This is a genomic window from Pseudomonas sp. AC247 (assembly GCF_979258015.1).
The window spans coordinates 4,746,133-4,758,888 of the sequence record NZ_OZ409829.1; the positions used below are offsets into that span (position 1 = coordinate 4,746,133).

13 protein-coding genes are annotated in these 12,756 nt (G+C 59.2%); 4 read left to right on the forward strand and 9 right to left on the reverse strand.

The features are described from left to right. Positions 1-8: 8 nt before the first annotated feature. Entirely contained in the window at positions 9-926 is a 918-nt protein-coding gene (gene cysD, locus ACZZ0B_RS21635; protein WP_008085033.1) for a sulfate adenylyltransferase subunit CysD, read from the reverse strand. A 242-nt stretch (positions 927-1,168) separates the two neighbouring features. Beyond that, the gene (locus tag ACZZ0B_RS21640) at positions 1,169-1,927 is read right to left on the reverse strand and encodes a Nif3-like dinuclear metal center hexameric protein (protein WP_440093214.1); all 759 of its coding nucleotides are present in this window, start codon (positions 1,925-1,927) and stop codon (positions 1,169-1,171) included. 103 nt (positions 1,928-2,030) lie between these two features. Between ACZZ0B_RS21640 and algW the strand changes: the two genes are divergently transcribed. The 4 genes from algW (at position 2,031) to ACZZ0B_RS21660 (ending at position 6,766) form a co-directional block, all read left to right on the forward strand. Further along, positions 2,031-3,191: a Do family serine endopeptidase AlgW gene (gene algW, locus ACZZ0B_RS21645; RefSeq protein ID WP_008085036.1), complete on the forward strand. Its 1,161-nt coding sequence runs from the start codon at positions 2,031-2,033 to the stop codon at positions 3,189-3,191. A 177-nt stretch (positions 3,192-3,368) separates the two neighbouring features. Beyond that, on the forward strand, positions 3,369-3,833 hold the full coding sequence (locus ACZZ0B_RS21650; protein ID WP_463546207.1) for a hypothetical protein: 465 nt from the start codon (positions 3,369-3,371) through the stop codon (positions 3,831-3,833). A 95-nt stretch (positions 3,834-3,928) separates the two neighbouring features. Further along, positions 3,929-6,034 (forward strand): TonB-dependent siderophore receptor, encoded by a 2,106-nt coding sequence (locus tag ACZZ0B_RS21655; protein ID WP_463546208.1) that lies wholly within the window; start codon positions 3,929-3,931, stop codon positions 6,032-6,034. Positions 6,035-6,046: 12 nt separating this feature from the next. Next, positions 6,047-6,766 (forward strand): DUF4198 domain-containing protein, encoded by a 720-nt coding sequence (locus ACZZ0B_RS21660; protein WP_463546209.1) that lies wholly within the window; start codon positions 6,047-6,049, stop codon positions 6,764-6,766. A 119-nt stretch (positions 6,767-6,885) separates the two neighbouring features. Here the strand turns inward: ACZZ0B_RS21660 and hisC are convergent, their stop codons facing one another. The 7 genes from hisC to ACZZ0B_RS21695 all read right to left on the reverse strand — a co-directional run bounded on the left by hisC (position 6,886) and on the right by ACZZ0B_RS21695 (position 12,756). Next, positions 6,886-7,938: a histidinol-phosphate transaminase gene (gene hisC / locus ACZZ0B_RS21665; protein WP_008085044.1), complete on the reverse strand. Its 1,053-nt coding sequence runs from the start codon at positions 7,936-7,938 to the stop codon at positions 6,886-6,888. Further along, positions 7,935-9,278: a histidinol dehydrogenase gene (gene hisD / locus ACZZ0B_RS21670; protein WP_463546210.1), complete on the reverse strand. Its 1,344-nt coding sequence runs from the start codon at positions 9,276-9,278 to the stop codon at positions 7,935-7,937. Before hisD ends, hisC begins: the two co-directional genes overlap by 4 nt. Positions 9,279-9,403: 125 nt before the next feature. Further along, positions 9,404-10,039: an ATP phosphoribosyltransferase gene (hisG, locus tag ACZZ0B_RS21675; protein ID WP_007967226.1), complete on the reverse strand. Its 636-nt coding sequence runs from the start codon at positions 10,037-10,039 to the stop codon at positions 9,404-9,406. Positions 10,040-10,163: 124 nt separating this feature from the next. Beyond that, a complete protein-coding gene (gene murA, locus ACZZ0B_RS21680; RefSeq protein WP_008085049.1) occupies positions 10,164-11,429 on the reverse strand; it encodes a UDP-N-acetylglucosamine 1-carboxyvinyltransferase in 1,266 nt (421 codons plus the stop codon). A gap of 22 nt (positions 11,430-11,451) precedes the next feature. Further along, on the reverse strand, positions 11,452-11,691 hold the full coding sequence (locus tag ACZZ0B_RS21685; RefSeq protein ID WP_008085051.1) for a BolA family protein: 240 nt from the start codon (positions 11,689-11,691) through the stop codon (positions 11,452-11,454). 115 nt (positions 11,692-11,806) lie between these two features. Continuing rightward, positions 11,807-12,112, reverse strand: coding sequence for an STAS domain-containing protein (locus ACZZ0B_RS21690; RefSeq protein WP_440093203.1), 306 nt, complete (start codon positions 12,110-12,112; stop codon positions 11,807-11,809). Next, positions 12,109-12,756 carry an MlaC/ttg2D family ABC transporter substrate-binding protein gene (locus ACZZ0B_RS21695; protein WP_008085055.1) on the reverse strand — a complete coding sequence of 216 codons (648 nt, stop codon included), beginning with the start codon at positions 12,754-12,756 and terminating at the stop codon, positions 12,109-12,111. Before ACZZ0B_RS21695 ends, ACZZ0B_RS21690 begins: the two co-directional genes overlap by 4 nt.

The window sequence follows — 12,756 nt, forward strand, 5'->3', positions numbered from 1 at the left end:
ACAACCCCTTAGAAATAACCCTGACGTTTTTTGTCTTCCATCGAGCCGGCGCCATCGTGGTCGATGACACGGCCCTGGCGCTCGGAAGTTCGCGTCAGGAGCATTTCCTGGATGATGTCCGTCAGCGTTTCGGCTTCGGACTCCACGGCGCCCGTCAACGGGTAGCAGCCCAGGGTGCGGAAACGCACTTTCTTTTTGACGATGCGCGCTTTGTCTTCATCGGACAGGTGTTCGAGGATGCGCTCGTCGTCGATCATGATCAGCGTGCCGTTCTTCTCGATCACTTCGCGTTCGGCGGCGAAGTACAGCGGCACAATCGGGATGCCTTCGAGGTAGATGTACTGCCAGATGTCCAGTTCGGTCCAGTTCGACAGAGGGAATACACGGATGGATTCGCCCTTGTTGACCTTGCCGTTGTAGACGTTCCACAGTTCTGGACGCTGGTTTTTCGGGTCCCAGCGGTGCTTGCTGTCGCGGAACGAGTACACGCGCTCTTTGGCGCGGGATTTCTCTTCATCGCGACGGGCGCCGCCGAACGCTGCGTCGAAACCATGCTTGTCGAGTGCCTGTTTCAAGCCCTCGGTTTTCATGATGTCGGTGTGCTTGGCGCTGCCGTGGGTGAACGGGTTGATGTTCTGCGCCACGCCATCGGGGTTGATGTGGGTGATCAGGTCCAGGCCCAGTTCTTCGACCATCTTGTCGCGGAACTTGTACATCTCCTGGAATTTCCAGCGGGTGTCGACGTGCATCACCGGAAACGGCAGCTTGCCCGGGAAGAACGCCTTGCGTGCCAGATGCAGCATCACGGCGGAGTCTTTACCGATGGAGTACAGCATCACCGGGTTATCGAACTCGGCGGCCACCTCGCGGATGATGTGGATGCTTTCCGCCTCCAGCTGTTTCAGATGCGTCAGTTTGTCGACCATGGCTACTCACGAAAACTTTCTTATGAACGGCCAGCGGGCCGTGTTCGAGCGGGGAATCCTAGCACAGCGACCTTCTTCTAATCAGGACGCCGGCTAGAACGAAAGGGCATATGAATATGCCCACCAGTTCGGCCAACCCGCCCCTGTAGGAGCTGCCGAAGGCTGCGATCTTTTGATCTGGCCCTTTAAAAACAAGAGCAAAAGATCGCAGCCTTCGGCAGCTCCTACAGGGGTCGTGTCAGTCAGATCGGGTTGGGGATGTCGATGAAGATGTGTTCGAGGGCGAAGCGTTTTGCCAGGTAGTCGCCCAGCGCCTGCACGCCGTAGCGTTCGGTGGCGTGGTGGCCGGCGGCGATGAAGCTGATGTCGTTTTCGCGAGCACTGTGGAAAGTCTGCTCGGACGCCTCGCCACTGAGGAATAAATCGACGCCCGCCGCGACGCCATGATCGATATAACCCTGGCCACCGCCAGTGCACCAGCCGACCCGGCGAATCATCGGGCTGCCCTCAATCACCAGCGGCTCACGGCCCATGACGTCCTGCACCTTGCGGGCGAAATCGCGTGCGGTCATCGGCTCCTTCAGGGAGCCGACCAGGCCGACGATTTTCAGATTATCCGGGTCCAGTGGCCCTTCCACAGTGATATCCAGTTGGCGAGCGAGCTGCACGTTATTGCCCACCTCCGGGTGCAGATCAAGCGGCAAGTGGTAGGCGAGCAGACTGATGTCGTGCTTGAGCAAGGTCTTCAGCCGACGCTGTTTCATGCCGGTGATGCACGGGTTTTCGCCCTTCCAGAAGTAACCATGATGCACCAGCACCAGATCGGCCCCGGCTTCAACGGCAGCGTCCAGTAAGGCCTGGCTGGCGGTCACGCCGCTGACAATGCGCATCACCTGCGGCCGACCTTCGACCTGCAAACCGTTGGGGCAATAATCGGCAATTTTCGCACTGCCAAGGTAACGGTCGGCTTCTTCGACGAGGGTGCTGAGGGCAACGGCCATGAAAGACTCCTAAATATCCCGTTCCGAGGCACGCGCGGCCTCGTATAATGCGCGACATTATGGGCGGTCTGACCCCGCCTGCAACTTTTCCAGGACGTGCTTAATGTTCAAGGCGCTGCGTTTTATGGGCTGGCCGCTGTTGGCCGGTGTGCTTATCGCTCTGTTGATTATTCAGCGTTACCCGCAATGGGTCGGGCTGCCGAGCCTCGACGTCAACCTGCAACAGGCGCCGCAAACCACCAGCGTGCAGCAGGGCCCGGTGTCCTATGCGGACGCGGTGACCATCGCGGCGCCCTCGGTAGTCAACCTGTACACCACCAAAGTCATTAATAAACCGGCGCATCCGCTGTTTGAAGATCCGCAGTTCCGCCGTTTCTTCGGGGACAACTCGCCGAAGCAGAAACGCATGGAATCGAGCCTCGGCTCCGGCGTGATCATGAGCCCGGAAGGCTACATTCTGACCAACAACCACGTGACCAGCGGCGCCGACCAAATTGTCGTCGCCTTGAAGGACGGTCGCGAAACCCTCGCCCGGGTGATCGGCAGCGACCCGGAAACCGATCTGGCCGTCCTCAAGATCGACCTGAAAAGCCTGCCAGCCATCACCGTCGGTCGCTCCGACAACATCCGCATCGGCGACGTCGCGCTGGCCATCGGCAACCCGTTCGGCGTCGGCCAGACGGTGACCATGGGCATCATCAGCGCCACCGGGCGTAACCAGTTGGGCCTGAACAACTACGAAGACTTCATCCAGACCGACGCGGCGATCAACCCGGGCAACTCCGGTGGTGCGCTGGTCGATGCCAACGGCAATCTGACCGGCATCAACACGGCGATTTTCTCCAAGTCCGGCGGTTCGCAGGGCATCGGTTTTGCCATCCCGGTGAAACTGGCGATGGAAGTGATGAAGTCGATCATCGAGCACGGTCAGGTGATCCGTGGCTGGCTGGGCATTGAAGTGCAGCCACTGACCCAGGAACTGGCCGAGTCGTTTGGCCTGTCCGGGCGCCCGGGGATTGTCGTCGCGGGGATCTTCCGCGATGGCCCGGCACAGAAGGCCGGCCTGCAATTGGGTGACGTGATTTTGAGTATTGATGGCGAACCGGCGGGTGATGGTCGTCGCTCGATGAACCAGGTCGCGCGGATCAAACCGACTGACAAAGTGACGATTCAGGTGATGCGTAACGGCAAGGAGCTGAAGCTCTCGGCTGAAATCGGCCTGCGTCCGCCACCGGCGCCGGTGCAGGAAAAAGAAGAGAATTAAAAGCAAGCTGCCCCACCGCCCGTGACGGCAACTGCCGCTGCTGGAAGAACGCGATGTATTCATACATCGCGTTTTTTTTTGCCCGTAAGAACATCAATCGCTGAAACCTGCAGCGATAGCCTTAATAGCCAATAAAACTAAAAACCTGTCATATCCGACAGTATCGACAACAGTCCCTTGAGTTTTACGCTGATGCCGTCAAAACCAAATAATCAAAACATGGGGCTGAAAATGGACATTCGAGAAGCAACGAAAGGCTTGGAGCGTATGGGTTCAGGTTTTATTACGGTTAAGCGCGATGGTGGGGAGGAGCACAGGTTCACTGCTGTTGATCTGCACGATTTCGGCAATGACCAGGGAGGTGTAATGGTAGGGGGCGATGATGGAACCTATCACACGATCGGGTTTGGTTACCCGGCGCACTCCAAGGACGGAAGCCACAAGGCATATTACAAGAAGGACTTTTTCGATTCTTATATGACGTGGAGTTACAGCGACAAGGATGGTGGGACGCATGTTGCGGATGAAGGAGAATTGAACGTGACTTTCTCGAATCATCTCAACTCGGCGAAAGGCTCCTACAGTTTCGAGACGAAGGAAGGTACGAAGTTCGAGGGAACGTTCGACCTGAAAGCCGGCTGAAGCTTCACTCCGCTGCCACGCCAGCGGCGTGAATAAGAGACTTTCTCAAAAGGCATGTTATATTGTTTCAATTAAGCCAATTGGAACAACATAACATGTCGTCTCGGACAAAGGCCTCCCTACTCGGCCTGAGCCTCGGTTTGCTGGTTGATCCAGCCTTTGCCGAAGAACCGCAACCCCTCGAACTCGACGCTATCAGTGTCGTCTCCGATTACGAATCGCCGACCGGCCCGGTAAAGGGTTACCGCGCTACTCGTTCGTCCAGCGCGACCAAAACCGACACCGCGATCCGCGATATTCCGCAGGCGATCAGCGTGGTGCCCGCCAGCGTGCTTAAGGATCTGGGCAGCAGCAGCGTCGAGCGCGCATTGGATTTTGCTGGCGGCGTGTCGAAGCAGAACAACTTCGGCGGCCTGACACTGTACGAATACAGCGTGCGCGGCTTCACCACCTCGGAGTTCTACAAGGACGGTTTCAGCGCCAATCGCGGTTATCCGAGCACGCCGGATGCGGCCAACATCGAACGCATTGAAGTGCTCAAAGGCCCGGCCGCCAGCCTGTATGGCCGAGGCGATCCGGGCGGCACGGTGAACATCGTCACCAAGAAACCGCAGCCCGAAGCGTTTACCACCCTGCAAACCAGCGCCGGCAGTTGGGATCGTTATCGCACCGCGCTGGACGTCAACACGCCGCTGGATGATCAGGGCGATGTGCTCTCGCGGATCAATCTCGCGGTCGAAGACAACAACAGTTTTCGCGATCACGTCGACAGCAAGCGCGTGTTCGTCGCACCTTCGATCAGTTGGCAACTGAACCCGGACACGTCGTTGTTGGTGGAAAGTGAAATCGTCCGCCACAGCTCCACGTTTGATCGCGGCATCGTTGCGCCGAACAACACATGGAGCGGCGTGTCGCGCTCGACTTTCCTCGGCGAACCCAACGACGGCAACATCGATAACCACAACAACCTGCTGCAAGCGACCCTCGAGCATCACCTCAACGACAGCTGGAAGTTGCGCTTGGCCAGTCATTACAAGGACGGCAAACTCTGGGGTTTCGCCTCGGAAGCGCGTCCGCTGAACGCCGACGGCCACACCGTCAACCGCCGCTATCGCGAGCGCGACACCAACTGGCACGACAGCATCACCCAGCTTGAGCTGCGTGGCCTGTTCGACCTTGGCCCTTGGCAGCACGAACTGCTGATCGGCACCGAGTACGAGAACTTCCGCAAGAACGAGCGCGTCACCACGATTGCTGGCGGCCCCTACGCCATCGACATCTACAACCCGATCTACGGCCAGCCGAAACCCAATGGTGCACGCTCGGGCACGGATACGTTCGAACACGTCGAAAGCCATGCGCTGAACCTGCAAGATCAAATCATCTTCACCGACAAACTGCGCGGGATGATCGGTGCGCGTTTCGAACATTTCGATCAACACATCGACGATTACAGCCGCAACGCCACGAGCAACCAACGGCATGACGCCCTCACCCAACGCGCCGGCCTGCTCTATCAACTGACGCCGCAAACCGGTCTGTTCGCCAACGCCTCGACCTCGTTCAAACCGAACAATGGCCTCGACGCGTCCGGCAAATCCTTTGACCCGGAAGAAGGCGTCGGCTACGAAGTCGGCATCAAGAACGAGCTGTTCGACGAGCGCCTGAGCAGCACCCTCGCCTTCTTCCACATCGACAAGGAAAACGTCCTCGCCCTCGACCCTGGCACCGACACCAGCCGCGCGATGGGCAAGGCGCGCAGTCGCGGCTTCGATTGGCAAGTCACCGGGCAAGTCACCGATGCGGTGCGGGTGATCGGTGCCTTCGCTTATATCGACGCCGAAGTCACTCAGGGTGACGCGGTGATTCCCACCGGCAGCCGCATCCTCGGCGTGGCCAAACGCAGCGGCAGTCTGCTCGGGGTGTATGAGTTTCAGGATGGCCGTTTGCGCGGCTCGGACGTCGGCGCGGCGTTCACTTATGTCGGCGACCGCTCCGGTGAATCCGGCAGCGATTTTCAATTGCCGGCCTATCACACCGTCGACCTGCTGGCCCACTACAAGGCCAGCGACACCGTCACCGTCGGCCTGAACCTGAACAACCTCTTCGACGAAAAGTATTACGAGCGCTCCTACAGCAATTACTGGGTCAACCCCGGCGAGCCGCGCAATTTCACCGTCAGCCTGACACTCAATCTGTAAAAGGACGTCACCATGCAATACGGCAAAACCCTCGTGCTCATCGCCGCCCTGTTCGCCGGCCAAGTCTCGGCTCATGGCCTGTGGACCGAACAACGGCGCGGCAATATCGAAGTGATCTACGGCCACGGCGCTGAAGACAATGCGTTCAAGGCGCAGAAAATCAGCGGCGCCTGGGCCTACGATGCGGGCGGCAAGATGATTCCGGTCAGCGTTGAACGTCTGGCCGATCACGCACGTTTGAAACCGCTGAAGTCGCCTGCGGTGATGGCCGTGGCGCTGAATAACGGCATGTGGTCGCAGATGGCTGACAAGAAGTGGGTCAATGAAGGCCGCAGCAAAGTACCGGGCGCTATTGAGGCAACCGAGACATTCAAATACAGCCTGGCGATTTACCAGCCGGGGGCGAAGTTGCCGAAGCTTGATCAGATCAAATTGCTGATTGTGCCGGAGGTTGATCCGCTGACCGTGGGACCGGGAAAATCGTTGCCGGTGCGGGTGTTGCTCGATGGCAAACCGGCGGCCGGGGTGAAGTTGATTGGCGACTATCGCAATGCGCCGAACACCCTGAGCACCGAGACCGACAAGGATGGCCGCGCGCAGGTGCTGGTGCGAAATGAAGGGTTGAACGTGATTGCGGCGCAGGTTGAGGTGCCGGTCAAGGACAGTGCTGATGTGAACAGTCGCGGCTTGTTCAGCTCACTGACCTTTCTTGGCGAACCGCATCACGAGTAATCACCACAAATCCCCTGTAGGAGTGAGCCTGCTCGCGATTGCGGTGTGTCATTCAACTCACATGTTGAATGCCGAAACGCATCGCGAGCAGGCTCACTCCTACAGGGTGCAGCGGTGGTTTAAAGCTCGCCCAGGCCGTCGATCAGCGCCTGATTCTGCTCCGGCGTGCCAATCGAGATCCGCAGGAACTGTGCAATCCGCTCCTGCTTGAAGTGCCGCACAATCACGCCCTGCTCGCGCAATTTCGCCGCCAGCCCCGCCGCATCATGCTGCGGATGCCGGGCGAAGATGAAGTTCGCCGCCGACGGCAGCACTTCAAAACCCTTGGCCTGCAACTGCGCGATCACCCACTCGCGGCTCTCGATCACCAGACGGCAGGTCTTGTCGAAATACTCGCGATCTTCGAACGCGGCAGCAGCACCGACAATCGCCAGACGATCCAGCGGATAAGAGTTGAAGCTGTTCTTGATCCGCTCCAGCGCCTCAATCAAGTCCGGATGCCCGACCGCCAGACCCACGCGCAAACCGGCCAGCGAGCGCGATTTGGACAGGGTCTGCGTCACCAGCAGGTTCGGATAACGATTCACCAGACTGATCGCTGTCTCGCCGCCGAAGTCGATGTACGCCTCATCCACCACCACGACTGAATCCGGGCTGGCCTTGAGGATTTGTTCAACCGCGTCCAGCGCCAGCAGGCACCCGGTCGGTGCGTTCGGGTTAGGGAAGATGATTCCACCATTTGGCCTGGCGTAGTCAGCCGGGTCGATCTGGAACTGCGCGTCCAGCGGCACCGCATCGTATTGGATGCCGTACAACCCGCAGTAAACCGGATAGAAGCTGTAGCTGATGTCCGGGAACAACAACGGCTGATCATGCTGCAGCAAACCGTGGAAAATGTGCGCGAGCACTTCGTCCGAACCGTTACCGAGAAACACTTGATTGCTCTGTACGCCGTAGTAGTTGGCGACGGCAGTTTTCAGCAGATCGCTGTTCGGGTCCGGGTACAGGCGCAGGTTGTCGTTGAGTTCGACCTGCATCGCCGCCAAGGCTTTTGGCGATGGCCCGTACGGGTTTTCGTTGGTGTTGAGCTTGACCAGTTTGGTCAGCTTCGGTTGTTCGCCCGGCACGTATGGCACCAGATCCTTGACGAACGGGCTCCAGAATTTACTCATGCTTTATTCCCCCTGCCCTTGAAGAAAGTTGCGTCTTTGATGCGGTATTCGGCGCTGCGCGCGTGCGCGCTCAGCGATTCACCACGGGCCAGCACGGAGGCGGTTTTCCCCAGTTCGGAAGCACCGGCCTCGGAGCAGAAGATGATCGACGAACGTTTCTGGAAGTCATACACGCCCAGCGGCGACGAAAACCGCGCGGTGCCGGAGGTCGGCAATACGTGGTTCGGGCCCGCGCAGTAGTCGCCCAGCGCTTCGGAAGTGTGACGGCCCATAAAGATCGCGCCGGCGTGGCGGATCTGCGGCAGCCAGGCTTGCGGATCAGCAACCGACAATTCCAGGTGTTCCGGGGCGATGCGGTTGGCGACTTCGATGGCTTGGGCCATGTCCTTCACGTGAATCAGCGCACCACGGCCATTGATCGAGGTTTCGATGATGGTCGCGCGATCCATGGTCGGCAGCAGTTTGTCGATGCTGGCGGCGACCTTGTCGAGGAACTCGGCGTCCGGGCTGACCAGAATCGCCTGCGCGTCTTCGTCGTGCTCGGCTTGCGAGAACAGATCCATGGCGATCCAGTCCGGATCGGTCTGGCCGTCGCACACCACGAGGATTTCCGAAGGGCCGGCGATCATGTCGATGCCAACCTGACCGAACACGTGGCGCTTGGCCGTGGCGACATAAATGTTGCCCGGGCCAACCACTTTGTCGACTTTCGGCACGCTTTCGGTGCCATAAGCCAAGGCAGCAACGGCTTGCGCGCCACCGATGGTGAACACGCGGTCGACGCCGGCGATGCACGCGGCGGCCAACACCAACTCGTTGATTTCACCACGAGGGGTCGGCACGACCATGACCACTTCGGTCACGCCGGCGACTTTGGCCGGAATCGCGTTCATCAATACCGACGACGGATACGACGCCTTGCCGCCCGGCACATAGAGACCGGCGCGATCCAGTGGCGTGACCTTCTGGCCCAGCACGGTGCCGTCAGCCTCGGTGTAGCTCCAGGAATCCTGCTTCTGTTTTTCGTGGTAGCTGCGCACGCGGGCGGCGGCTTTTTCCAGCGCTTCGCGCTGTGGCACGGTGATGCGCGTCAGCGCCAGTTCCAGACGCTCGCGCGGCAGAATCAGGTCGGCCATCGAAGCGACTTCGAGGCCGTCGAACTTCTGGGTGAACTCGACCAGCGCCGCGTCACCGCGTTCGCGCACAGCCTTGATGATGTCCAGCACCCGCTGATTGACCGAGTCGTCAGACACACTTTCCCAGCTCAGCAGATGATCCAGATGATGCGCGAAATCCGGGTCAGCAGCGTTGAGTCGGCGAATTGCAGTCGTTGCGGTCATAGCGAGAGCCTCATAGGAATGGCAAAAACTCAGGCGCCCTAACTTAGCAGTCGTTTCCGCTTGGGCACCTGAGATTCTGGCTATGAGGCGGATAGACGGGCGCGACTTAACGTCGCGCAGGTGAATCAGCCGCGGTGTCGCGATTCCACTGCGTTGCGCAGGGTATCGATCAACGCCTGGATTCGGGCGTGTTGCATTTTCATCGAAGCCTTGTTGACCACCAGGCGCGAGCTGATCGTGGCGATCAGTTCCTGAGGTTCCAGGCCGTTGGCGCGCAAAGTGTTGCCGGTGTCGACCACGTCGATGATCTTGTCCGCCAGACCGATCAGCGGCGCCAGTTCCATCGAGCCATAGAGCTTGATGATGTCGACCTGACGGCCCTGCTCGGCGTAGTAACGCTTGGCAACGTTGACGAACTTGGTCGCCACGCGCAGACGGCCCTTGGGCTCGGCCGCACCGATCTTGCCGGCGGTCATCAGCTTGCACTGGGCGATTTGCAAGTCCAGTGGCTCGTACAGGCCCTGGCCGGTGTATTCCATCAGCACGTCTTTACCCGCGACGCCGAGGTCGGCCGCGCCATGCTCGACATAGGTCGGCACGTCAGTGGCGCGCACGATCAACAGACGAACGTCGTCCTGAGTCGTGGGAATGATCAGCTTGCGGCTCTTGTCCGGATTCTCGGTCGGCACGATGCCCGCTTCAGCAAGAAGCGGCAGGGTGTCGTCAAGGATGCGGCCCTTGGACAGTGCGATGGTCAACATGGGAAACGTCAGTCCTTATCAAGGTACTCATGTCCGGTCGCAATCGGCGCCGGACACACATCGAGCCGGAAACCGGCTCGACTCTTAAAATCAGTGGACACGTCCCTGTGTCCCAATGCAGCAATCAGCCCGGAACGCGACGGATCTTGGCGCCCAGCATCTGCAGCTTTTCTTCGATGCACTCGTAACCACGGTCGATGTGGTAGATGCGGTCGATCAGCGTGTCGCCTTCGGCAACCAGTGCCGAGATCACCAGGCTGGCCGAAGCTCGCAGGTCGGTGGCCATGACTGGCGCGCCTTTCAGCACTTCAGTACCGGTGACGATGGCAGTGTTGCCTTCGACCTGGATCTTGGCGCCCATGCGGTGCAGCTCGTACACGTGCATGAAACGGTTTTCGAAGATCGTCTCGATTACCGCACCAGTGCCTTCGGCAATGGCGTTGAGCGAGATGAACTGCGCCTGCATGTCAGTCGGGAAAGCCGGGTACGGCGCGGTGCGCACGTTGACTGCTTTCGGACGCTTGCCGTGCATGTTCAGCTCGATCCAGTCCTCACCGCAGGTGATTTCTGCGCCGGCTTCACGGAGTTTTTCCAGAACGGCTTCGAGAATGGTCGGATCAGTGTCCTTGACCTTGACGCGGCCACCGGTGACGGCAGCAGCCACCAGGTAGGTGCCGGTTTCAATACGGTCAGGCATGACTTTGTAGAAGCACGAACCCAGACGCTCGACGCCATCAATGGTGATGGTGTCGGTGCCGGCGCCGGAAACCTTGGCGCCCATGGCGTTGAGGAAGTTCGCCAGGTCAACCACTTCAGGTTCGCGGGCGGCGTTCTGCAACACGCTGCGGCCCTTGGCCAGAGCAGCGGCCATCATGATGTTCTCGGTACCGGTCACACTGACGGTGTCGAAGAAGAAGCTTGCACCGCGCAGGCCACCTTCAGGCGCCTTGGCCTTGATGTAGCCGCCTTCGACGTCGATCACCGCGCCCATGGCTTCGAGACCACGGATGTGCAGGTCGACCGGACGCGAACCGATGGCGCAACCGCCAGGCAGTGCAACTTCGGCTTCACCGAAACGGGCAACCATCGGGCCCAGTACCAGGATCGACGCACGCATGGTTTTCACCAGTTCGTACGGGGCGATCAAGGTCTTGATGGTGCGCGGGTCGATTTCGACGCTGAGTTTCTCGTCGATCACCGGCTCAATGCCCATGCGACCGAACAGCTCGATCATGGTGGTGATGTCGTGCAGGTGCGGCAGGTTACCAACGGTCACCGGGCCATCGCACAGCAGGGTGGCAGCCAGGATCGGCAGGGCAGAGTTCTTTGCCCCGGAAATGCGGATCTCGCCATCAAGGCGAGCGCCACCGGTAATAATCAATTTATCCATAAGAATCTCGACGCCCTTAGGCTCAGGTGCGCTCGGCCCAGGCCGCGCTGCTGAAAAATTTCATAGTGACCGCATGGATGCTGCCATCGGTGATCCATGGGTTCAAATGGGCATAGACCTGCTGCTGACGCTTCACCGGGCTCAACGCCGCCAGTTCATCGCTAATCACGTTCAGCTGGAAATTGCAGCCTTCGCCCTCAACTTCTACCAACGTTCCGGGCAGCTTTCCTTCAAGGAAGCTCTTCACTTCTACGGCCTGCATGCTCAACCTCAATCGGCGCCCTGTGCGCACGGGTCGGACATCATACAAAAAAGCCCCGCGCCTGCGAACCCCGCATGGCAGGACTCTGACGGGGGGCTTCTTTATAGATGTGGGTTCAGGGGTGCGCCAACAGTTCGGTCAATTCACTGACCTGAGCAATTTCGCGCATGTCTTCGGGCATTGCGCGGATGCTGACGACCTTGCCGGCCGCCTTGGCATCGCGCATGAAGCACAGCAGCAACGACAAGCCGACGCTACTGGACTTCTTCACCGCCGAGCAATCGATCACCAGCGATGCCGCTTTACTGGACTTGATCAGTGCCTGGCCTTCCTTGCGCAAGTCAGGGCCGGTGCGGTAATCCAGCACTCCGCTGAGCAGAAGCTCGTCGACATCACTCATACGAACTGCGGCCTCACTCATTGTGCTGGGTTCTTTTCGGTGGATTCCTTGGCCTTGGCCACTTCACCGGCCCAACCATTGATGGTCTTGTCCAGGTCGTTGCCATTACGCTGCATCGCGTCGGCGAACTGATCACGGAACAGCTTGCCGATGTTGATGCCGTTGATGATCACGTTGCGCAGTTTCCACTCGCCATTGATCTTCTCCAGCGTGTACTGCACAGGATAGATCGCGCCGTTGCTGCCCTTGACGGTCATGTTGACGCTGGTGCGATCACCCGACTCGTCCTTCGCCGGATCAACGGTAATGCCCTGGTTGTTGTACTCGAGCAAGGCGTTGCCGTAGAACTGGAACAGGCCTTTCTTGAAGTTTTCCTGGAAGGTCTGCATCTGCGCCGGCGTGGCCTTGCGCGAATACTTGACCGTCATGATGCTCTTGGAAATGCCTTCGGCGTCGACTACCGGCCCGACGATGCTGTTGAGCGCCGCGTAGAAATCAGTCGGATCCTGCTTGTATTTCTCTTTGTTGGCCGCCAGATCGGCCAGCAACCGGTTGGTTGTGTCCTGAACCAGATCGTGTGCCGAAGTCGCAGCCGCCACGGCGTTACCCATCAACGGCAAGGCCGCCAACAGCACCAACAGGCTGCGTCGCAAGATAGAGATCAT